This is a genomic window from Pseudoxanthomonas daejeonensis (assembly GCF_022637495.1).
GTDB lineage: Bacteria > Pseudomonadota > Gammaproteobacteria > Xanthomonadales > Xanthomonadaceae > Pseudoxanthomonas > Pseudoxanthomonas daejeonensis.
In genome coordinates this window covers 1,449,244-1,469,248 of sequence record NZ_CP093331.1, presented here as the reverse complement: position 1 = coordinate 1,469,248, position 20,005 = coordinate 1,449,244, and the positions used below count along the sequence as shown (strand labels likewise).

Sequence of the window (20,005 nt, the reverse complement as noted above, 5' to 3'; positions counted from 1 at the left end):
TCACTTGGCCGGCGTGGCCTTCGTTGCCGGCTCGCCGTGGCGCTTCATCATCCACCACTGCTGCAGCAGGCCCAGCGAACCGTTGGTGACCCAGTACAGGACCAGGCCGGCCGGGAAGAAGGCCATCATCACGCCGAACGCGACCGGCATGAACTGCATCATCTTCTGCTGCATCGGATCCATGCCCGGCGCCGGTTGCAGCTTCTGCGTGAACCACATCACCGCGACGTTGATGACCGGCAGGATGAAGTACGGATCGCGCGCGGTCAGGTCCTGGATCCAGAGGATCCACGGCGCGTGGCGCAACTCCACCGACTCCACCAGCACCCAGTACAGCGCCAGGAACACCGGCATCTGCACCAGGATCGGCAGGCAGCCGCCCATCGGGTTGATCTTTTCCTTCTTGTACAGCTCCATCATCGCGGTCTGGAACTTCTGCTTGTCGTCGCCGTAACGCTCCTTCAGCTGCTGGATGCGCGGCTGGAACTTGCGCATCTTCGCGAAGCTCTTGTACTGCGCCGCCGACAGCGGATAGAGCACGGCCTTGACCAGCACCACCAGGCCGATGATCGCCCAGCCCCAGTTGCCGAACAGGCCGTACAGGTGGCTCAGCACCCAGAACAGGCCTTCCCCCAGCAACGCCAGGATCGAGAACTGGCTGTAATCGACCGCGCGCTCCAGGCCCGGGACCTGCTGGGCGCGGATCTCCGACACCAGCTTCGGGCCGACATACAGGCGCGCCTGGGTGGTGGCGGTCGCTCCGGGTGCGACCTGCACCGCTTCGCCCAGCTCTCGGACCAGCGCGCCGCTCGGGGGCGCGTCCAGCGAGATGGTCGACGGCTGCTGGCCCTCGGGAATCCATGCGCTGAAGAAGTGGTGCTGCAGCATCGCGATCCAGCCACGGGCCGCCTGTGCGTTGACACGGCCGTCCTCGAGGAAATCCTCGTCGAACTTGCGGCGCTGGTAGTCGCCGTCGTACCAGGCCGCGCCGGTGAAGCTGAAGGATTCCGGCTGGGTGTAGCCGCGCTTGATCGTCGGCGGCTTGCGGATCAGCTGGCGGTAGACCTGGCCCTGCCAGGGCGTGGTGCCCTGGTTGATGACCTCGTCGCGCACCTCGACCGCATAGGAGCCGCGGGTGAGCGTGTAGCTGCGACGGATGCTGACCCCGTCCGGGCCGTGCCAGACGAAAGGCACCACCACCTGGTTCTGGCCATCGGCCAGGACGAAATCACGCTGCGGCCCTTCCGGCACGAAGCCGGACTGGTGGCTCGGCGCGGCGCCGGTGGCGCTGACCCAGCCGGCCTGCGCTGCATAGAAATGCGCCGGATCGGTGTCGAACAGGCGAACAGGCGCGCTGCCGGACTGGCGGGCCTGCGGGAACTTGGGCAGGTCGGCCTGCAGCACGCTGCCGCCGTCGAGGACCAGGTCGAGCACATCGCTGCGCACATTGACGCGGTCACCGCCGCCCACGGCGGTCGACACGGGGGCGGCAGGCTGCGACGCGGTGGCGGTGGGCACTGCCGCGCCACCGGCCTGCGGAGCCGGGACGGCCGCGGGCACGGAAGCGGCCCCGTCGGCCGTGAGGGCCGCGACCGGAACGGCGGTGGCCGGCGGAGCGGCCTTTTCCTTGCCCCATTCCATCCACAGCAGCATCGCCACCATCAGCCAGGCAAGGATCAGGAATACACGGGTCTGGTTCATCGGGCAGGCAGGCTCGGCCGGGTCAGGAGTCCGGCGTGGAAGTGGGAATAGGGGGATGGGTCGGATCGGACGGTGTGGCCGCCGGCATTGTGCCGCCGGCGACCGGAGCGGGCAATGCGCCGGCGCGGCGCAGCAGCTTCAGGTAGGCGTCCAGGAGTTGCGCGTTCGCGGCGCGGCCCGCGGCGGGGCGCGCGACCACCACGTAATCGCCGCCGGCCAGTTGGGCGCGCACGCGGCGGGTGGCGTCGCGCAGCACGCGCTTGATCCGGTTGCGGCCGACCGCATGCGGATCGACCTTGCGCGATACCGCCAGGCCCAGGCGCGGCGGCTGCGAACCCGGAACCCAGTGCAGGCCAAGCAGCGGGTCTCCGATACGGCGACCTTGCTCGAACACGACGGTATATTCGGCGCGCAAACGAACCCGCGCGCTGCGAGGGAATCGCGCGCGCGGGTCGGAAGTCATCGGATGTTGCGGATCGCGGCGGCCGGTTCCTGCGCCTGGCAGGGGCCGGATCGCAATCAGGCGCTCAGGCGCTTGCGGCCCTTGGCGCGGCGACGCGCCAGGATCTTGCGGCCGTCGGCGGTCTTCATGCGGGCACGAAACCCGTGATCGCGCTTGCGCTTGAGGTTGCTGGGCTGGTAGGTGCGCTTGGTAGCCATGGCGGCACTCGGCTGTGTTCAGTTCGAAAGAACCGGAAATTCTACGGGGCAGGCCGAGTCCGGGTCAAGCCGCCATGTCCGCCCGGCCCGGCAACCGGCCGTGATGTCTGTGGATGCCCTGTGAATAAGTCTTGGGAAAGCACAGCCCCGATGGTAGGCTGCCCAGTCCGATTTCCGACCCCCGCGGTCGTCCGGCGTCGCTCACCCGACGCGGCGATCGCCCCATGAGCTTTGCCTTTCTGATGGATGCCTGGCCCCGTTGTCTGGAACGCCTCGAAGCCGAACTGCCGGCCGAGGACGTCCATACCTGGCTCAAACCCCTGCAGGCCGAGGAGCGCGTCGACGGCGTCGTGCTCTACGCGCCCAACGCCTTCATCATCGAACAGGTCCGCGACCGGTACCTGCCGCGGATCCGCGAACTGGCCCAGCATTTCGCCGGCCTCAACGTGGCGCTGGAGATCGGCTCGCGTCCGCGTGCGGCCGAACCGGCCCGCCCTTCGGCGGCGGCCGCGCTGCCGGGGCTGGGCCACCGCCCGGCCACCTCGTCCGAGCCGTTCAACGGCAACCTCGATTCGCATTACACCTTCGAGAACTTCGTCGAGGGACGCAGCAACCAGTTGGGCCGCGCCGCCGCGTGGCAGGCCGCGCAGCGTCCGGGCGACCGCGCGCACAACCCGCTGCTGCTGTACGGGGGCACCGGGCTGGGCAAGACCCACCTGATGTTCGCCGCCGGCAACGCCATGCGCGCGGCCAATCCCGGTGCGCGCGTGCTGTACCTGCGCTCGGAGCAGTTCTACAGCGCGTTCTTCCGCGCCCTGCAGGAAAAGACCGCCGACCAGTTCAAGCGCCAGTTCCAGCAGATCGACGCGCTGCTGATCGACGACATCCAGTTCTTCGCCGGCAAGGACCGCACGCAGGAAGAGTTCTTCCACACCTTCAATTCGCTGTTCGACAGCCGCCAGCAGATCATCATGACCTGCGACCGCTATCCGCGCGAAGTGGACGGGCTGGAGCCGCGACTGAAGTCGCGCCTGGCCTGGGGCCTGTCGGTGGCGATCGACCCGCCGGATTTCGAGACCCGTGCGGCGATCGTGCTGGCCAAAGCGAACGAGCGCGGCGCGCAGATCCCGGACGAGGTGGCGTTCCTGCTGGCCAAGAAAATGCGCAGCAACGTGCGCGACCTGGAGGGTGCGCTCAACACCCTGGCCGCGCGCGCCAACTTCACGGGACGCACGATCAGCGTGGAGTTCGCCCAGGAGACGCTGCGCGACCTGCTGCGCGCCCAGCAGCAGGCGATCGGCATTCCCAACATCCAGAAGACCGTCGCCGACTATTACGGATTGCAGATGAAAGACCTGCTGTCCAAGCGTCGTACCCGCTCGCTCGCGCGACCGCGACAGATGGCCATGGCCCTGACCAAGGAACTGACCGAGCACAGCCTTCCGGAGATCGGCGACGCCTTCGCCGGCCGCGACCACACCACCGTGCTGCATGCGTGCCGCCAGATCCGCAACCTGATGGAAACCGACGGCAAGCTGCGCGAGGACTGGGACAAGTTGATCCGCAAGCTGAGCGAGTAGGTCCGCTCGTCGGACCCCGGGGGCGGCGCGATCAACGAACGCAGCGGTCGACCGGGCAGGTGCGGTAAATTCTCTGGGTAGAACCCGGGGATGATCTGGGGATAAGCCGGGGACAGATCCGAGGGGTCAAATCCATCCACAGCTTGTCCTGATCCCCGGCTAGGTCTTTTACGCAGGCTTTGCGCTAACAGAAATTAGATATAATTCAATAGTTTAAAGTAGTTTTCCACAGATTTAGGGCTACTCCAGCACCACCACATTTAGATTTATTCCACATTCCTTTAAAGCGTAGAGGCACGGACTCCCATGCGTTTCACTCTGCAACGAGAGGCCTTTCTCAAGCCCTTGGCCCAGGTCGTCAACGTTGTCGAACGGCGCCAAACCCTGCCGGTTCTGGCCAACTTCCTGGTGCAGGTCCAGAACGGACAGCTCTCGCTGACCGGTACCGACCTGGAAGTGGAGATGGTCGCCCGCGCAGCAGTCGAGGACGCGCAGGACGGTGAAACCACCATCCCCGCACGGAAACTGTTCGAGATCGTGCGCGCCTTGCCCGACGGCAGCCGGGTAACGGTCAGCCAGAACGGTGACAAGGTCAGCGTCCAGGCCGGACGCAGCCGGTTCACCCTGGCGACCCTGCCCGCCAACGATTTCCCCTCGGTGGACGAAGTCGAAGCCACCGAGCGGATCAGTGTTCCCGAAGCGGGCCTCAAGGAACTGATCGAGCGCACGGCGTTCGCCATGGCCCAGCAGGATGTCCGCTATTACCTCAACGGCCTGCTGTTCGACCTGCGCGACCAGACCCTGCGTTGCGTGGCTACCGACGGCCATCGCCTGGCGTTGTGCGAAGCACCGCTTGAGCAGACGGTAGCCACCAAGCGCCAGATCATCGTGCCGCGCAAGGGCGTGACCGAACTGCAACGCCTGCTCGAGGGCGTCGACCGGGCCTTGGAGCTGGAGCTGGGGCGTAGCCACGTCCGGGTCAAGCGCGACGATGTGACGTTCACCTCCAAGCTGATCGATGGCCGTTTCCCCGACTACGAAGCGGTGATCCCGATCGGTGCGGAGAAGGAGGCCAAGGTGGATCGCGAGGTCCTGCGTGCGGCCCTGCAACGCGCCGCGATCCTCTCGAACGAGAAGTACCGTGGCGTGCGGGTGGAGATCTCCCCCGGCCAGCTGAAGATCAGCGCCCATAATCCCGAGCAGGAAGAGGCGCAGGAAGAGATCGAGGCTGACACCAAGGTCGACAACCTGGCGATCGGGTTCAACGTCAACTACCTGCTCGACGCGCTGGGTGCCCTGCGCGACGAACATGTCGTGATCGCGTTGCGGGACGCCAACTCGTCGGCACTGGTTCGTGAAGCCAGCAGCGCCAAGTGCCGTCACGTGGTCATGCCGCTGCGGCTGTGACGCAAACGGCGACCCCGGTGTTCCACGTGGAACCTTCGCAACGCCCGGCTTCGGCCGGGTGTTGTGCTTTGGGGGCCCATCCGTGCGGGTAACACGGCTGACATTGCGGGACGTGCGGCGTTTCGACGAAGCCGAGCTGCTGCCCTCGGCCGGGTTGAACCTGCTGACTGGCGCCAATGGCGCTGGCAAGACCAGCGTGCTTGAAGCGCTGCACCTCATGGCCTACGGCCGCAGTTTCCGGGGTCGGGTACGTGATGGCCTGATCCGGGAGCACGCGGCCGCTCTGGAAGTATTCGTCGAGTGGGAAGAGGGGGCTGTTGGCGCTGGCACGGTGTTGCGGCGAGCAGGCCTTCGCCACGGCGGCCAGGACTGGTCGGGCCGGTTGGACGGTCGGGAAGTTGGCCACCTGGGCCAGTTGTGCGCAGCGCTGGCGGTGGTGACTTTCGAGCCCGGCAGTCATGCGCTGATTGCCGGAGGAGCGGAGAACCGGCGACGGTTCATGGATTGGGGCCTGTTCCACGTGGAACAGGACTTCCTGCCGCTCTGGCGTCGCTATGCGCGCGCCCTGAAGCAGCGCAACGCGCTCCTCAAGGCCCATGGTGCGTCGAGCCAGCTGGATGCCTGGGACCATGAGCTGGGGGAGGCCGGAGAGGCGCTGACGACCTACAGGGAACGCTACCTCGCCGAGCTCGCGCCGCGGGTAATGGAGGTAGGTGCCTCCCTCACCCCGGGATTGCCTCTGGCTGGCCTGGATTTCCAGCCCGGCTGGCGGCGACAGGAACTGTCGCTGCCGGATGCGCTGCTGTTGGGGCGTGAGCGGGACCGCTTGGCCGGCTATACCGGCGTGGGGCCCCACCGCGCCGACTGGAGCCTGCGCTTCGCCAGCTTGCCCGGCAGGGAAGCGTTGTCGCGCGGCCAGACCAAACTGGCGGCATTGGCAGCGCTACTGGCCCAGGCCAGCGACTACCGTGAGCGCCGGGGGCACTGGCCGGTCATCGCCCTGGATGATCTCCCCTCCGAACTGGACAGGGAGCACCAGCAGCGGGTGTTTCGGTTTCTGCAGGATCAAGCGGGCCTGCAACTGTTCGTGAGCGCGACCGAGCTGCCGAGCGTCCTCGGTAGTGACCGCGTCGAGGCTCGGGTGTTCCACGTGGAACAGGGTCGAATCACAGGCTGATCCCGAAAGTGAGGGGTCGGGGCCCGGTCTCTTGCTGGGGTATAATCGGGCGTCAACCCTATAGCTAAGGTGTCCGCAGCTGAAATGGCTGCGGCCCGGCCCCGACGTGGCGAAGGCATGAGCGAGCAGACCCCGAGTTCCACCCCCGGCAACGATTCCTACGACTCGAGCAAGATCACCGTCCTGCGTGGCCTGGAAGCGGTCCGCAAGCGCCCGGGCATGTACATCGGCGACGTGCACGACGGTACCGGCTTGCACCACATGGTGTTCGAGGTCGTCGACAACTCGGTCGACGAAGCCCTCGCCGGCCATGCCAATGACATCTTCGTGCGGATCCTCGAGGACGGTTCGGTTGCCGTCTCCGACAATGGTCGCGGTATCCCGGTCGACACGCACAAGGAAGAGGGTGTTTCGGCGGCCGAGGTGATCCTTACCGTGCTGCACGCCGGCGGCAAGTTCGACGACAACAGCTACAAGGTTTCCGGCGGCCTGCACGGCGTGGGCGTCTCCGTGGTCAACGCGCTGTCCGAGCATCTTTGGCTCGACATCTGGCGCGACGGACACCACTGGCAGCAGGAATACGCGCTGGGTGAGCCGCTTTACGCGCTCAAGCAGCTGGAACCCTCCGAGAAGCGCGGCACCATGCTGCGCTTCAAGCCGGCAGCGGCAATCTTCACCGACACCGAGTTCCACTACGACATCCTGGCCCGCCGCCTGCGCGAGCTGTCGTTCCTCAACTCGGGCGTCCGGATCACCCTGATCGACGAGCGCGGCGAAGGCCGCCAGGACGTATTCGAGTACGAAGGCGGCATCCGCAGCTTCGTCGAGCACCTGGCCCAGCTGAAGACCCCGCTGCACCCGAACGTGATCTCGGTGACGGGCGAGCACAACGGAATCGTCGTCGACGTCGCCCTGCAATGGACCGACGCCTACCAGGAAACGATGTTCTGCTTCACCAACAACATCCCGCAGAAGGACGGCGGCACCCATCTGGCCGGTTTCCGCGCCGCGCTGACCCGCACGCTCAGCAATTACATCGAGCAGAACGGGATCGCCAAGCAGGCCAAGATCAATCTCTCCGGCGATGACATGCGCGAAGGCATGATCGCGGTCCTCTCGGTGAAGGTGCCCGATCCAAGCTTCTCCAGCCAGACCAAGGAGAAGCTGGTCAGTTCGGAGGTGAAGCCTGCTGTTGAGGGCGCGTTCGGTGCACGTTTGGAGGAGTTCCTTCAGGAAAACCCGAACGAGGCCCGTGCCATCGCCGCCAAGGTGGTGGACGCCGCCCGGGCCCGCGAGGCCGCGCGCAAGGCGCGCGAGCTGACCCGGCGCAAGGGCGCGCTCGATATCGCCGGCCTGCCGGGCAAGCTGGCGGACTGCCAGGAGAAGGATCCGGCGCTGAGCGAACTGTTCATCGTCGAGGGCGACTCGGCGGGCGGTTCGGCCAAGCAGGGCCGGAACCGCAAGAACCAGGCGGTGCTTCCCCTGCGCGGCAAGATCCTCAACGTGGAACGCGCGCGATTCGATCGCATGCTCGCGTCCGACCAGGTCGGCACCCTGATCACCGCGCTGGGTACCGGCATCGGCAGGGACGAGTACAACCCGGACAAGCTGCGCTACCACCGCATCATCATCATGACCGACGCGGACGTGGACGGCTCCCACATCCGCACGCTGCTGCTGACGTTCTTCTACCGGCAGATGCCGGAACTGCTCGAGCGGGGCCATGTCTACATCGGCCTGCCGCCGCTGTACAAGATCAAGCAGGGCAAGACCGAGCTCTACCTCAAGGACGACCCGGCGCTGGATTCCTACCTGGCCAGCAGCGCGGTGGACAACGCCGCGCTGGTGCCGGCCGATGGCGAGCCGCCGGTCAGCGGCGAAGGCCTGGAGAAGCTGCTGCTGGTGTACGCCGGCGCACGCGAGGCGATCGCACGCAACAGCCACCGCTTCGATCCGCGGGTGCTCGAGGCGCTGATCGATTTCACTCCGCTTGACGCCGAACACCTGGCCCGCAACACCGACGAGCGGCACGAGCTCGAAGCGCTCGAAGCGCGCCTCAACCGCGGCAAGCTGGGCAGCCCGCGTTTCGTGCTGAAGATGCTCGCGGCGAGCGAATCGCGCCCGGCCGCGCTGGAAGTCACCCGCCGGCACATGGGCGAGGAAGTGCAGCAGGTGTTGCCGTTGTCGATCTTCGAAAGCGGCGAGCTGCGCCCGTTGCGCGACGCCGCTGCCGCGCTGCATGGCCTGATCCGCGATGGCGCCCAGGTCATGCGTGGCGGCAAGTCGCAGCCGGTGACCAGCTTCGCGCAGGCCCAGGCCTGGCTGCTGGATGAGGCGAAGAAGGGCCGTCAGATCCAGCGCTTCAAGGGCCTGGGCGAGATGAATCCCGAGCAGCTGTGGGACACCACGGTCAATCCGGATACCCGCCGCCTGCTGCGCGTGCGCATCGAGGATGCGGTGGCGGCCGACCAGATCTTCAGCACCTTGATGGGCGACGTGGTCGAGCCGCGTCGCGAGTTCATCGAGAACAACGCGTTGAAGGTCGCCAACCTGGATGTCTGATCCGGCGGGCGGCCCGCCCGCCGCCGTTTCATCGTCGGACATCGCAGCGGCTGGGTTTCCGCCGCTGGCATCGCGCACCGGTCCGCTGGTGCGCGCTTTCCTGCTCGATATCGCCATCGCGATCATCGTCCTGCTCGTCGCGAGCCTGGCCAGTGGCATCGCATGGGGCGTGTGGCGGGTCGTCGTCGTGGTGCAGGAGAACGGCGGCCAGGCCCCCGAGGCCGCGGCGATCGCCGGCGCGATCGGGGAACCGGGTGCGCTGGCGCAGATCCTGATGGCCGCGGTGGGCATGTCGGCGGCGGCACTGGTGCTGTACCTGGTGCGCCGCCGGGCTACGGCGGTCGAGCGGCGGCAATCCATGGCCGCGCTGCGGCGCCGGTCGACCTGGAGTTGGACGGTACTGGTAGGTGTTGCCGTGTTTGCCGGCAGCACGCTGCTCGGCTACCTCATGCAGCTGGCCGGCAGCGAGCCGGTGCCCACCAATATGGCGCTGGTCGAGGAAGCCGCCAGGCACTGGCCGTTTGTCCTGGTCGTATTCGCGGTGGTGCTGGCGCCGGCATACGAGGAGCTGCTCTTCCGGCGCGTGCTGTTCGGACGCTTCCTGGCCGCAGGACGACCGTGGCTGGGCATGCTCCTGGCCAGCCTGGCCTTCGCCCTGGTGCATGAAGTCCCGGGCCTGAGTGCCAATCCGCCGCTGGCGGTGCTGCAGCTGTGGCTGGTGTATGGGGGCATGGGCGCGGCGTTCGCCTGGCTGTACTGGCGCACCGGCACTTTGTGGGCACCCATCCTGGCCCACGCCCTGAACAATGGCTTGGCCCTGATCGTCCACGGCTTGGCATGAGCCCCGCGCTTGACGAAAAGTTAAGACCGCAGCGAGGACACTGCCAACAGATGAACAGGGCGGAACGGTTTATGGGCTGGAAGCGGACAGGGCTGGTATTTGCGATGGCGGCCGCATTGGCGGCCTGCGCAACCACGACGTCGCCCACCGGGCGCACGCAGTACATGGCGTACTCGGACGGCGAGCTCAACCAGATGGGCGCGCAGGCGTTCAACGAGATGAAGTCCAAGCAGAAGACCCAGACCGGGGGCCAGCAGAACGCGTACGTGCAGTGCGTGGTCAACGCCCTCGTCCAGCAGTTGCCGCCTGAGTGGCGCGGCCTGCCGTGGGAAACTGCGGTGTTCGTCGACGATTCCCCGAACGCCTTCGCCTTGCCCGGTGGCAAGGTCGGAGTCAACACCGGCATGTTCAAGGTGGCCAAGAACCAGGACCAGCTGGCTGCAGTGATCGGCCACGAGATCGGCCATGTCTACGCCCGTCACACCAACGAGCGTGTTTCCCGGCAAAGCGCGACGTCGACGGGACTGGCGGTGCTCGGCGCGCTCGCCGGAACCCGTTACGGCCAGACCGGTTCGGACCTGGTCACCCAGGGTGGCGGCATGGCCGCACAGGTGGGGGTGCTGCTTCCGTTCTCCCGGACCCAGGAGGGCGAAGCGGACGAGATCGGACAGCGTTTGATGGCCCAGGCGGGATTCGATCCTGCGCAGGCCGCCGATCTCTGGGAAAACATGATCGCCGCTTCTGCCGGCCGCTCGCCCGAATGGCTTTCGACCCATCCCGATCCGCAGAACAGGATCCGTTCCCTGGAAGCGAGGGCCCCATCGTTGCAGCCGGTTTATCTGGCGGCGCGACAGGCTGGCCATACGCCCCGGTGCGGTCCCTGACTGCATGCGCAATGCACGTTTTGTGGCATTCCGAAAAAAACCCGGTTCTGGTAGCGTTGCCGACCCGGTTCCCGCTCCGCCTGCCGGCGGTGGCCCGTACGAGGTGATCCAATGAAGTTCCGCAGCAAGCAAGCCGTCCTGTCGATCCTCATCGCCGCCGCGCTCGGTGGCATGGTGGTAGCCGATGTGTCCGCGGCGCCGACCTCCGCGCGTTCGAAGAAGGCCGACAAGGCCGAAGTCCTGTACCCGAACGCCACGCGCCAGGAGCCCTCGACCAAGCCCTCCAGCAAGGCCGGCAAGAAGCTGCAGAAGCTGATCGACGTTTACAACAAGGAAGACTTCGCCCAGACCCGCGTACTGGCCGACGAGCTCCTGGTCCAGGAAGGCGCGAACAACTACGACAAGGCCGTGTCCGCGCAGCTGGCCGCGCAGGCCGCGTACAACCTCGATGACCTTGCGGCCGCGAAGGCCTACCTGCAGCAGGTGCTGCAGTTCGATGGCCTGGACAACAACGGCCATTACCAGTCGATGCTGATGCTCGCCCAGTTGCAGCTGGCCGACGATGAATACCAGCCCGGGCTGGCCACGCTGGACAAGTACCTGGCCGAAACCAAGTCGACCAAGCCCGATGACCTGGTGCTCAAGGGCCAGGCGCTGTACCAGACCGAGCGCTACCAGGAAGCGATCGCGCCGTTGAAGCAGGCGGTCGAATCCACCCCTGAGCCGAAGGACAGCTGGGTGCAGCTGCTGATGGCGTCCTATGCCGAAGCCAACCTGACGGGTGAGGCGGTCACGCTGGCCGAGAAGTTGGCCGCGAAGAATGCGACCGACAAGAAGGCGCAGATGAACCTGGCATCGGTGTACGCCCAGGCCGACCAGATGGACAAGGCGGCCGCCGTGCTCGAGAAGCTGCGCGCCTCCGGCCAGCTGACCGACGAGCGCGAATACCGCCAGCTCTATGTGACCTACGCGAACATGGATGGCCACGAGAAGGACGTGATCTCCGTGATCAACGAAGGCCTGCAGAAGGGTGCGCTCAAGCCCGACCACCAGACCTACCTGGCCCTGGCCCAGTCCTACTACTACAGCGACCAGATCCCGCAGGCGATCGACAGCTGGAAGAAGGCCGCGCCGCTGTCCAAGGACGGGGAAACCTACCTCAACCTGGCGATCGTGCTTTCGCAGGAAGAGGGGCGCCTCGCCGAAGCCAAGCAGGCCGCACAGCAGGCCCTGTCCAAGGGCGTGAAAAACCAGGCTAAGGCCAAGCAAATCATCAACTTGAAGTAACATTTCGGAAAAGCGCCGCGCCCTAGGCACAGGGGCGCGGGATTGGTATATGCTTGGCGGTTCATGCGGTGTCACCCGCGAGAACCTGGGTCCTGGTGGATATCTTCCACCCGCGGCCCGGCCCCACACCTGAGTTACTAGGCGCATGGCTGAACAACTGGTTGTACACAGGAATTACGAAGAAACCGAGGACAGCGGGCTCAGCTGGCCGCGCATCATCGGCATTGCGTTCGTCATCGCGCTGCATCTGGCCGCGCTCATGCTGTTGCTGATTCCCGCCGTCGCGCCGAAGGCGGAGATGGAGAAGGAGCGCAACATCCTGGTGACCCTGGTCGACGCACCGCCACCGCCACCACCGCCGCCGCCGCCGCCGCCGCCGCAGGACAAGCCGCCGCCGCCGATCAAGGAGCTGTCGCCGCCGAAGCCCTCGCCGGTGCCGCCGCCGCCGGAGGCTCCGCCGATCGACGTGGCCGAGCCGCGTCCGACCGACGTCTACCAGGAGCCGTCGCCGCCGTCGCCGCCGGCCCCGGTCGCCGACATCAGCGCCAGCGTCGACATCTCGTCCAAGAACATGAATCCGCCGCGCTATCCACCGGCTGCCGCACGCTCGGGCATCGAGGGTGAGGTGATTCTGGTCATCGACGTGGACGCGAACGGCAACGTGACCAACGTGTCGGTCGAAAAATCCAGCCGTAACCGCGACCTCGATCGCGCTGCGATGGAAGCTGCACGCAAGTGGCGTTTCAATCCCGCTAACGTTGGCGGCCAGAAAGCGGCCGGTCGCGTTCGGGTCCCGGTGAACTTCACTCTGGGTTGACGTCCGCACCCCGTCACGGGGTTCCCGTGATGAAAACCGGGCCTAGCGTTTCCGCTCTCTTCTCTATCCCCAATCAAACCAAAGGTAAGCGTCATGCTGCAGGAACTCTTCATCGCCGCCGCCGCCGGGGGCAACAGCGCCACCGCCCTCACGCAGATGGGCTTCGACCACCTTCTGTCCGAGATGGTCGCCAATCCGGGCGAGTTCGCCGTCTCCTGGATCGTGCTGATCACCCTGGTCCTGATGTCGGCTGCGTCGTGGTACTGGACGATCTTCAACGCCATCAAGAACACCCGCCTGAAGTCGTATGCCGACCGCGTCGTCAATGCGTTCTGGGATGCTCCGAATGCCCAGGAAGCCATCCGCGTGATGGAAGAGCAGCCGCGTAGCGAGCCGTTCTCCAAGATCGCGCTGGATGCCGCGCAGGCTGCCGCCCACCACCAGCGTGCCGAAGGTGCCGGTGCCGGCCTGGGCGAGTCGCTGACCCGTTCGGAGTTCGTCGATCGCGCCCTGCGTCAGGCCGTGACCCGCGAAAGCTCCAGGCTGCAGTCGGGCATGATCCTGCTCGCAACCGTCGGCGCGACCGCGCCGTTCGTGGGCCTGCTGGGCACCGTGTGGGGCATCTACGGCGCGCTGATCAAGATCGGTGCGACCGGCTCGGCCTCGATCGACGCCGTCGCCGGCCCGGTGGGTGAAGCGCTGATCATGACCGCCATCGGTCTGTTCGTCGCCATCCCGGCGGTGTTCGCCTACAACTTCTTCAGCAAGATCAACAGCGCCACGATCGCCAAGTTCGATTCGTTCGCCCACGATCTGCACGACTTCTTCGCCACCGGCTCGCGCGTGCGCTAAGCGGTTTCCCGAAGAACGATACAGGCAAGTTACGGAGAGCCCGCATGGCCTTCAGTTCCGACAGCAGCGGCGGCCCCATGGCCGACATCAACGTCACGCCCCTCGTGGACGTGATGTTGGTGCTGCTCATCATCTTCATCATCACCGCGCCGCTGATGTCGCATAAGGTGAAGATCGAACTTCCAGAAGCGAACCTGGCCCAGAAGCCGGATGACGCCGAAAAGCGCGTCATGCCGATCACGGTGTCGGTCAAGGAAGACGGTTCGCTGTTCTGGAACGATGAAGCGATCACCCGCGAAGTGCTCGAGTCGCGGTTGTCGAGCGTCGCCCAGCAGACCCCTCAGCCTCCGCTGAACCTGCGTGGCGACAAGACCACCAAGATGCGCACGATCAACGACATCACCAAGATCGCGCAGTCGCAGGGCATGCTCGACATCGGCTTCGTCGCAACCAAAGTAAAGGGTCAGTAAGCCATGGCTTTCAGTTCCGGTTCCGGCAAGGGCCCGATGGCCGACATCAACGTCACGCCCCTGGTGGACGTGATGCTGGTGTTGCTGATCATCTTCATCGTGACCGCGCCGATCATGACGTATCCGATCGACGTGGCCCTGCCGCAACGGGTGATCAACCCGCCGCCGCAGCTTCGCGAGCCGCCGCCGCCGATCGACCTGCGCATCGATTCGACCAACCAGGTCTTCTGGAACAACGGCCCCGTCGCGGTGGCCACGCTCCAGCAGATGATGGAAACCGAAGTGCAGCGTGATCCGACCAACCAGCCGGAGCTGCGCATCGATGCCAGCTCGGACTCGGAGTACGAGACCATGGCTAAGGTCCTGGCAGCGGCCAAGAACGCGCAGATGATGAAGATCAACTTCGTGCAGCAGCAGTAACGGCGACGTCCGCCCCCGCCTCCTGCAGCGGCGGTCAGGCAGACGCAGCCATCGAAAACGCCGCCCACGAGGCGGCGTTTTCGTTTGTGTGTCCTGTGTGCCGGTATGCCAGCCCCCGGCATCGTGCTCAGGCGTGGGACTGGCTTCCGAGAATGGCCAGATAGGCGTCCACCGTGGCGCCCAGCCCCTGGTACAGAGCCTCGCCGACCAGCGCGTGACCGATCGACACCTCCAGCACGTCCGGTACTTCGGCCAGGAACGTGGCGAGATTGGCCTGCGAGAGGTCGTGCCCTGCATTTACGCCGAGCCCCAGCGCTTGGGCGCGACGGGCAGTCTCGGCGCATAGACGCAGCGCCCCCACAGGATTGCCCTGCGCGAACGCCTCCGCATAAGGCCCGGTATAGAGCTCGATGCGATGCGCGCCCAGCGCGGCGGCCCGTTCCAGTCCGGCGACGCCGGCATCGACGAACAGGCTGACCCGGCAGCCGAGTGCAGCGAAGGCATGGATCTGCTCGGCCAGTCGCGCGTCGTTCCCTTCGAAGCTGAAACCATGGTCCGAGGTGAGCTGGCCGTCCCCATCGGGCACCAGGGTCACTTGTGCCGGCCGGGTCTGCTCGCAGAGGGCAAGCAGGCCTGGATAACCGGGCCGCGGTGGCGCGAACGGATTGCCTTCGATGTTGAGCTCCACGCCGAACTGCGCGGTCAGCAACGCCAGTGGCGCGAGGTCTTCGGCCACGATGTGCCGGCGATCCGGTCGCGGGTGCACGGTGATGCCGTGCGCGCCCGCATCCAGGCAGGCGCGCGCGGCAGCCAGTACGTCCGGTTCATGGCCACCGCGCGAGTTGCGCAGCACGGCGACCTTGTTGACGTTGACGCTGAGCCGTGTGCCCGGGAACCTGGTGCCCATGGAGGCCTCGCTCATGCCGCGGGGGGTGCCGGGTCCTGCGGCTGCGGGCTGGCGGCCTCGCGCTTGCGCGCCTCGGCCAGCTCGCGCAGGCGGCGCAGCTCGACCGGATCGATCATCGCCATTTCGTCCTGTTGCCGCCCTCCAAGCCGGTCCAGGTACCAGCCCCGTATCCAGGCCACGAACAGGCCGACGGCCGCCAGCAGGAACAGCCCCAGCAACCAGTCGTGCACGGTGGTGATCGCCAGCAGCAGGGCGCCGAAAGCCAGCAGCAGATAGAGCCAATGCATCGCACCTCTCCCGAAAGTGCTGGCCCGCGACGGAATGCCACCAGCCGCCGCCATGATGCCGTCTGGACGGGTGCCGCGGCCACCGCGTGTCCGCCGTCGCCCTCCGCCCGTCGCCGCTACAGCAGCGGCGAGAGCAGCCGGGCGAATGCTTCCGGCAGCCGGTGCCGCCACAGGCCCATGGGGCGATCCAGCCTTACCCGCTGGGCCTGGCCGAACTCGCTCTCGATCAACCGGGACAACTCCCCGCAACCGTCGCGATCGCGCAACAGCATCGAGACCTCGAAATTCAGGCGAAAGCTGCGATGGTCGAAGTTCGCGCTACCGACGATGCACAGGTCCTCGTCGGTGAGCAGCGCCTTGGTATGCAGCATCCGCGGGCCGTACTCGTAGACCTGCACACCGGCCTTGAGCAGCTCGTCGAAGTACGAGCGCGCCGCCAGGGTGACCAGCCGCGAATCGCTTCGACGAGGTACCAGCAGGCGCGTATCCAGGCCGGCCAGCGCCGCCGACGTCAGCGCCATGCGCGCTGCCTCGCCCGGGACGAAGTACGGCGTGACCAGCCACACCCGTTGCCGTGCCTCGTGGATCGCGGCGACGTGCAGCCGGTGGATGGCCTCCCACGACGAATCGGGTCCGGAAACGAGCACCTGTGCCCCGACCGGTCCAGCGGCCTGCTCGGGCCAGTACTCGGCGGCGCCGAAGGCGCGCGCCTCGCAACCGGCCGCGTAGACCCAGTCCTCGACGAACACCAGTTGCAGGCTGCGCACCACCGCGCCTTCCACCCGCAGGTGCAGGTCACGGTAGGCCGCAGGAGACAGCGCCTCGTCCTCCTCGTCGGTGACATTGATTCCGCCGATGAAGCCCAGTCGACCATCGACCACGACGATCTTGCGATGGCTGCGCAGGTTGACCCATGGCCGGGTGAACGGACGGAACCGGGTCGGATGGAACCAGCCGACCTCGGCGCCGGCGTCGAGCAGCGGCTGCAGATGGCGCCGGCGCATCCGCCCCGAGCCGACGGCATCGAGCAACAGGCGCACGCTCACGCCTGCCCGGGCGCGCGCTACCAGGGCGTCGCGCAGGCGCAGGCCGGTGCGGTCGGGGTTCCAGATGTAGTACTCCAGGTGCACGTGGTGCCTGGCCGCGGCGATCGCCTGCAGCAGCGCCTCGTAAGTCGCATGACCGTCGACCAGCCAGTCGGCAGTGATCGCCGATGAGGGCGGTAGTCCGGTCGTGGCTTGCCCCAGTCGCGCCAGCTCCAGGCATGGATCATCGCCCGTAGGCGTCCCGGCGAACTGATCCAGCCCCGAGCGCGAGCGCCCGCGCCGCAGGCGCTGGCGCGTGATCTTCTGCGGCCCCAGCAGGAAGTAGATCAGGAAGCCGATGTACGGCAGCAGCGCCAGTGACATCACCCAGCTCAGCGTGGCGACCGGTTCGCGCTTCTGCAGCACGATCCAGACACTCAATCCCACCATGTAGAGCAGCCAGGCCAGCACCAGGTACAGGCCCAGTCGCGGTAATTCGATGAGCCAGGTCCAGGCAGCGTGCGGAAGTGTCATGGGCTGATTCTAGGCGAGCGACGCGGACAGGCGCGCGCAGTCGACCAGGCGCTGCAATCGCTACCGCTGAGACATGACTGGCGTAGGCTCGAATGATGGCTGACACCATCAAGGGCCGCGGATCGCGGCTGCACCTGCCAGGCCGCTTTGAACGCTCGGTCAGCGAGCGGGTGGACGACGGCTGGACCGCACCGGACGAGCCCGAGTCCGGGCCCGATCCGCTGCGACCACGAACCGAGGTCTTCGAGGAAACCGCGCGCAGCATCATCAGCCGGAACGATTCCCCGGACGTGGGCTTCTCGCAATCGGTCAATCCCTATCGGGGATGCGAGCACGGATGCAGCTACTGTTTCGCCCGGCCTTCCCATGCGTACCTCAACCTCTCGCCTGGCCTGGACTTCGAAACGAAAATTTTCGCCAAGACCAATGCAGCGGAGCTGCTCCGCCGCGAGTTCGCCCGGCCCGGCTACCGGCCCAGCCCGATCGCGCTCGGAATCAATACCGATGCCTACCAGCCGGCCGAACGACGCCTGCAAATCACACGACGGCTGATCGAGGTGATGCTCGAATGCCGCCACCCGTTCAGCCTGATCACGAAGAACGCGCTGGTCGAGCGTGACCTGGACCTGCTGCAACCTCTGGCCGAAATGAACCTGGTGCGGGTGCACTTTTCCGTTACAACCCTCGACCCGCACCTGAGTGCGCGGCTGGAACCACGCGCCGCCGCGCCGCACGCGCGGCTGCGGGCGATGCAGCGTTTGCATGAGTGCGGGATTCCGGTGGGCGTGCTGTTCGCACCAGCGATCCCCTGGGTGAATGACCATGAGATGGAAGCTGTCCTGGCCGCCGCGCGCGAAGCCGGTGCCGACAGCGCCGGCTATGTACTGCTGCGACTGCCCCATGAGGTGGCGCCCCTGTTCCGCGACTGGCTGCAGGCACATGTGCCAGACCGTGCCGACCGGGTGATGGCGGCCCTGCGCCAGATGCGGGGTGGTCGCGACTATGAATCCAACTTCGGAACCCGCATGCGCGGCCGCGGTGAATACGCGGACCTGCTGGCGCAGCGTTTCGCCCTGGCCCTGCGCCGGAATGGCTATGACCCCGGGCGGCCCGAAGTCCTGGACTGCAGCCGCTTCCTCGCGCCACGCCGGTCGTCACCCCAGGGCGAGTTGTTCTGAGGGCGCGGATGTACACCCGCCACGATGCTGTTTCAGCGATGAAACACCCTCGGAAACGCCGCTGCTGCATGCTCCAGCGGTCGGGGCGCGGCGGAAGGGTGCTACAGCCGTGTAACAGCGGCGCGGTGATGCTTGCACATGAAATCACGCAAGCGATTGATATTTTTATGAAAAATAACTTGGCATAGGGCGTGCGTTTCTGATTCCGCCTACACGCGGGGATCCCCACATGCCACGACATCTCGCCACTCTGTCCGTCCTGGTCGTGCTGTTCGCACCGGTGGCTGCAGTGGCGGCCGATGCGCATACCGGTGTCCATGCTGATCGCGGGGAGATCGTACTGCTGCGCGACGTCAGCGCACGACCCGCGTATCGCCAGGCTCCCCCCGGGATCGCCCTGATCGTCGACCCCACCCCGACCCGGGAAATCCACCAGAGCCTCGGCACTGGCGAGATGACGGACGAGGATTTCGCAACCATGTCGAGCGGGCAGGTGGATGCCCGTGGTGGTGGCGCCACCATGCCGGCGCAGATGACCGACCGCGCGCTGCAGGGTTCGATGGGCCGGCTGACCGGCGAAAGCAGTGTGTTCTCCGGCAGCAGCTTCGGTCGCAGCGTGGGCGGCGCCACGGGCGCGGTCACGGGCGCGACCCGGGGCATTGCGCCGACCATCACCGGGGCGCTTTCCCAGTTGCCGATGGGTGGCAGCCAGGGCAACCCGGGTACCGGCCCGTGACCACCAGGGCCGTGCGTCTTGCGCGCAGTGCCTCGCCCTCGTGCGGGATCCTCGCCTGCGTCGTTGCTTTGCTGGCGGGCCAGGCGCGGGCCGACGATTACACGGACATGCTTGGCTACCTGGCCCAGACCCGGATCGAAGACCGGGTGCTGGCCGGCGCCAGCGGAGTCATGGCCGTGAACATGGCGGCTGGCGACCTGAACCAGCAAGCGAACCTGCACGCGCTGGCCATCGGTGACGCGGCGAGTGTGCAGCTGAGTGCCAGCCAGAAGCGCAGCCAGGACGTCTACGACACGCCGCTGGCGGCGAGCGCGACCATCGGCGGTTCGGCGCTCGCGGGCGCCAGCGGAATCGCATCGATCAATCAGGCCAGTGGCAGCGGCAACGCGGAACAGAACGCGGTGGCGCTGGTACTGGCGCAACAGGGCATACGCGAAACGCCGGACAGCGCGCTGTCCAGTGGCGTTGCTGCGTCGGCGGAGCGGCAAATCGCCTTCAACCCGGCGGGGAGGACCGCCAGTCGCAAGGTGGCAGTGGAAGCCACCGCGCTGCGTGGGTTCGAAGGTGTTTTCCAGCTCAATCAGATCGCGGGCTCGGCCAACGCGACCGGCAACGTGCTGACGTTGTCGCTCCCCCCGGGCCCGTGAGGCGGTAATCCAACCAACCAAGAGCAAGAGAGA

Annotated in this window: 20 protein-coding genes; 14 read left to right on the top strand and 6 right to left on the bottom strand. The window is 66.5% G+C overall.

Annotation, left to right across the window (positions count from 1 at the left end; translation table 11 throughout):
* The 3 genes from yidC to rpmH are packed head-to-tail and all read right to left on the bottom strand — an operon-like array spanning nucleotide 1 to nucleotide 2,361.
* Nucleotides 1–1,701 carry a membrane protein insertase YidC gene (gene yidC, locus MNQ95_RS06645; protein ID WP_162408200.1) on the bottom strand — a complete coding sequence of 567 codons (1,701 nt, stop codon included), beginning with the start codon at nucleotides 1,699–1,701 and terminating at the stop codon, nucleotides 1–3.
* Between the two features lie 22 nt (nucleotides 1,702–1,723).
* A complete protein-coding gene (gene rnpA, locus MNQ95_RS06640; RefSeq protein ID WP_162408199.1) occupies nucleotides 1,724–2,164 on the bottom strand; it encodes a ribonuclease P protein component in 441 nt (146 codons plus the stop codon).
* Nucleotides 2,165–2,220: 56 nt separating this feature from the next.
* A complete protein-coding gene (rpmH, locus tag MNQ95_RS06635; protein WP_024892171.1) occupies nucleotides 2,221–2,361 on the bottom strand; it encodes a 50S ribosomal protein L34 in 141 nt (46 codons plus the stop codon).
* Nucleotides 2,362–2,603: 242 nt separating this feature from the next.
* Here rpmH and dnaA point away from each other — a divergent pair, with 242 nt between their 5' ends.
* The 11 genes from dnaA to MNQ95_RS06580 all read left to right on the top strand — a co-directional run bounded on the left by dnaA (nucleotide 2,604) and on the right by MNQ95_RS06580 (nucleotide 14,658).
* Nucleotides 2,604–3,941 carry a chromosomal replication initiator protein DnaA gene (gene dnaA / locus MNQ95_RS06630; RefSeq protein WP_241954378.1) on the top strand — a complete coding sequence of 446 codons (1,338 nt, stop codon included), beginning with the start codon at nucleotides 2,604–2,606 and terminating at the stop codon, nucleotides 3,939–3,941.
* A 306-nt stretch (nucleotides 3,942–4,247) separates the two neighbouring features.
* Nucleotides 4,248–5,348, top strand: coding sequence for a DNA polymerase III subunit beta (dnaN, locus tag MNQ95_RS06625; RefSeq protein ID WP_162408198.1), 1,101 nt, complete (start codon nucleotides 4,248–4,250; stop codon nucleotides 5,346–5,348).
* A gap of 82 nt (nucleotides 5,349–5,430) precedes the next feature.
* Nucleotides 5,431–6,525, top strand: coding sequence for a DNA replication/repair protein RecF (gene recF / locus MNQ95_RS06620; protein ID WP_241954179.1), 1,095 nt, complete (start codon nucleotides 5,431–5,433; stop codon nucleotides 6,523–6,525).
* 117 nt (nucleotides 6,526–6,642) lie between these two features.
* The gene (gyrB, locus tag MNQ95_RS06615; protein WP_162408196.1) at nucleotides 6,643–9,087 is read left to right on the top strand and encodes a DNA topoisomerase (ATP-hydrolyzing) subunit B; all 2,445 of its coding nucleotides are present in this window, start codon (nucleotides 6,643–6,645) and stop codon (nucleotides 9,085–9,087) included.
* A complete protein-coding gene (locus MNQ95_RS06610) occupies nucleotides 9,080–9,928 on the top strand; it encodes a CPBP family intramembrane glutamic endopeptidase (RefSeq protein WP_425605718.1) in 849 nt (282 codons plus the stop codon). The genes gyrB and MNQ95_RS06610 overlap by 8 nt, the downstream gene beginning before the upstream one ends.
* A gap of 50 nt (nucleotides 9,929–9,978) precedes the next feature.
* Nucleotides 9,979–10,812, top strand: a complete 834-nt coding sequence (locus MNQ95_RS06605) for a M48 family metallopeptidase (protein WP_425605717.1) — start codon at nucleotides 9,979–9,981, stop codon at nucleotides 10,810–10,812.
* Nucleotides 10,813–10,923: 111 nt separating this feature from the next.
* The gene (locus MNQ95_RS06600) at nucleotides 10,924–12,099 is read left to right on the top strand and encodes a heme biosynthesis protein HemY (protein WP_162408194.1); all 1,176 of its coding nucleotides are present in this window, start codon (nucleotides 10,924–10,926) and stop codon (nucleotides 12,097–12,099) included.
* Between the two features lie 145 nt (nucleotides 12,100–12,244).
* Nucleotides 12,245–12,916: an energy transducer TonB gene (locus MNQ95_RS06595; protein WP_162408193.1), complete on the top strand. Its 672-nt coding sequence runs from the start codon at nucleotides 12,245–12,247 to the stop codon at nucleotides 12,914–12,916.
* 93 nt (nucleotides 12,917–13,009) lie between these two features.
* Nucleotides 13,010–13,768, top strand: coding sequence for a TonB-system energizer ExbB (exbB, locus tag MNQ95_RS06590; protein WP_162408192.1), 759 nt, complete (start codon nucleotides 13,010–13,012; stop codon nucleotides 13,766–13,768).
* A gap of 44 nt (nucleotides 13,769–13,812) precedes the next feature.
* A complete protein-coding gene (locus MNQ95_RS06585) occupies nucleotides 13,813–14,238 on the top strand; it encodes an ExbD/TolR family protein (RefSeq protein ID WP_162408191.1) in 426 nt (141 codons plus the stop codon).
* 3 nt (nucleotides 14,239–14,241) lie between these two features.
* Nucleotides 14,242–14,658: an ExbD/TolR family protein gene (locus MNQ95_RS06580; RefSeq protein ID WP_162408190.1), complete on the top strand. Its 417-nt coding sequence runs from the start codon at nucleotides 14,242–14,244 to the stop codon at nucleotides 14,656–14,658.
* Nucleotides 14,659–14,785: 127 nt separating this feature from the next.
* Here MNQ95_RS06580 and MNQ95_RS06575 read toward each other — a convergent pair whose 3' ends face one another.
* The 3 genes from MNQ95_RS06575 to cls form a co-directional block, all read right to left on the bottom strand.
* Entirely contained in the window at nucleotides 14,786–15,580 is a 795-nt protein-coding gene (locus MNQ95_RS06575) for a pyridoxine 5'-phosphate synthase (RefSeq protein WP_241954177.1), read from the bottom strand.
* Nucleotides 15,577–15,852 carry a hypothetical protein gene (locus MNQ95_RS06570; protein WP_162408188.1) on the bottom strand — a complete coding sequence of 92 codons (276 nt, stop codon included), beginning with the start codon at nucleotides 15,850–15,852 and terminating at the stop codon, nucleotides 15,577–15,579. Before MNQ95_RS06570 ends, MNQ95_RS06575 begins: the two co-directional genes overlap by 4 nt.
* 116 nt (nucleotides 15,853–15,968) lie before the next feature.
* Nucleotides 15,969–17,411, bottom strand: a complete 1,443-nt coding sequence (gene cls, locus MNQ95_RS06565) for a cardiolipin synthase (RefSeq protein ID WP_241954176.1) — start codon at nucleotides 17,409–17,411, stop codon at nucleotides 15,969–15,971.
* A 95-nt stretch (nucleotides 17,412–17,506) separates the two neighbouring features.
* Here cls and MNQ95_RS06560 point away from each other — a divergent pair, with 95 nt between their 5' ends.
* The 3 genes from MNQ95_RS06560 (at nucleotide 17,507) to MNQ95_RS06550 (ending at nucleotide 19,972) form a co-directional block, all read left to right on the top strand.
* Entirely contained in the window at nucleotides 17,507–18,589 is a 1,083-nt protein-coding gene (locus MNQ95_RS06560) for a PA0069 family radical SAM protein (RefSeq protein WP_162408186.1), read from the top strand.
* A gap of 229 nt (nucleotides 18,590–18,818) precedes the next feature.
* Entirely contained in the window at nucleotides 18,819–19,325 is a 507-nt protein-coding gene (locus MNQ95_RS06555) for a hypothetical protein (RefSeq protein ID WP_241954175.1), read from the top strand.
* Entirely contained in the window at nucleotides 19,322–19,972 is a 651-nt protein-coding gene (locus MNQ95_RS06550) for a hypothetical protein (RefSeq protein ID WP_425605716.1), read from the top strand. The genes MNQ95_RS06555 and MNQ95_RS06550 overlap by 4 nt, the downstream gene beginning before the upstream one ends.
* The last annotated feature ends 33 nt before the right edge of the window (nucleotides 19,973–20,005 follow it).